Here is a 1,587-nt window from a genome sequence, read left to right as displayed (position 1 = left end):
TCGATAAAATTCTCTCCTTTTCAGCTGATCGCGAATTTGTGGGCAAAGATTGGATCACTTATTTGTGTGACTTATTTGTGTGACTACACGATCCCTTTTTTATCCGTATAAAAGATAATCCATTGGCCAACTTCGGCACTTCTAAAAAGCCTTTGAAGGATTTTTTTACTCACCTAAATACGGACGAAAGCCGCCATCTGTAACATGCTGCAGCGATCTTTTAAACTACCTGAAAAAAAGTGAGGGGGAGTATGAGCATTTGCAAGAAATTTCCTTTTTCGTGATAGATCTGTTTACCAATTTTTTTATTAAAAAATATTATAATAATAAAAAACTAATTTTATTAATTATGAATTATAAAAAATTACTAGTTTTCTTGGTTTTATTTCAATCTGAAAAAATCTATGGTGGAATACTTGACGTTCCTTCTACGTTATTTAAATATACTTCAAACCTTGTGACAACTAGAGGAAAAGGATGTGCTCGCTGCGGAACTCCTTACAACGTCTCGTGTATGGATCGATATGGTAATACCAAAGAAATTTATAACAAGCCAATAGAGTCTTGTTTTCAAGTAACAGCTGGAGGATGCCGTCCAAAAGATGGAGCTATGGATGAAGCAAGAAAATACTGTGCTGAAAAAGGATTGATTTTGAATGAATCAGAGGCTGGAAAAAAAGAACAGGCGCGAGGAATGTCTAATTCTCAGTTAAAAAGTATGAAAAAAGTTGTGAATAATGTAATGGATAACGCAATGCCAGTAGCAACTTTAGCATTAGGAGCAGTTGCTGGTGCCTCAGTAGTAGGTGCACCAGCAATTCAGGGAGCTATATCCGCAAGTGCCTCAATGCGAGATCAAACTTTTCAGAAAAATGCATTGAAGATTCAAAAAAAATCAATAAATCAACACGTTGAGCCCGTATCGTTTTCCGAATATCAAAACAAAGAAACTGAGCAAAGGCAATACTCAAATGACTCTTATCAAGGACAACACTCAGACCAAAGTTTTCAAAAAGAACTTTCAAATCTCGCTTATCAAGAACAATACCCGCGACACTCAAATTACTCTCATTATCAAGAACAATACTAAGAACCTGTATTCATGAATAAAAAAGTGTGATATAAAAGGCTTGAAGGTGTAGAAGATGAATTATCCAAGCGATTTAAAAGAGAGAGAGGAATGTGGTAAAGCATCATTTTGATAGCGGCAATAAAAGCAAACACAACAAAAAAGAGGGGGTTAATGCAGTATGTTATATAATCAAGAGCGGTTGTCAATAGCGCATGCCCATACTCCCCCTCACTTTTTTTCAGGTAGTTTAAAAGATCGCTGAAATCAAAGAATAAGAGTTTATCTTTGATCCACCTGAGTCCCCTTGTGAAGTATGAATAACAAAGGCACTCTGACTGTTTTTTTTGTAAGCAATTTCTTGTGTAAGGCCCGTTATAAAAGCGTATACAATAGCAACAGCGACAATGGTCATAAGTTTGGAAAGTCTTCCCAAATCTTTCATAGGGGTATTTTCAAGGTTAACCCCTTGCGTTTTCATAGTTCTGAACAGCCGTTCAATGTCCCCTCTTTGTTTG

Annotated in this window: 1 protein-coding gene and 1 pseudogene; one reads left to right on the top strand and one right to left on the bottom strand. The window is 36.2% G+C overall.

The window, feature by feature from the left end; all coding sequences use genetic code 11:
- Nucleotides 1-259 precede the first annotated feature (259 nt).
- Nucleotides 260-1,090: a hypothetical protein gene (locus HE1_RS00215; protein ID WP_035543212.1), complete on the top strand. Its 831-nt coding sequence runs from the start codon at nucleotides 260-262 to the stop codon at nucleotides 1,088-1,090.
- 229 nt (nucleotides 1,091-1,319) lie between these two features.
- On the opposite strand, the pseudogene HE1_RS08450 reads toward HE1_RS00215, so the two are convergent.
- Nucleotides 1,320-1,587: pseudogene (locus tag HE1_RS08450) on the bottom strand (hypothetical protein); the annotation flags it as partial.

It is taken from the genome of Holospora elegans E1 (genome assembly GCF_000648275.1).
GTDB classification, from domain to species: domain Bacteria; phylum Pseudomonadota; class Alphaproteobacteria; order Holosporales; family Holosporaceae; genus Holospora; species Holospora undulata_A.
Note: the sequence above shows the minus strand (reverse complement) of the source record. Positions and strands in the feature narration are given on the sequence as shown.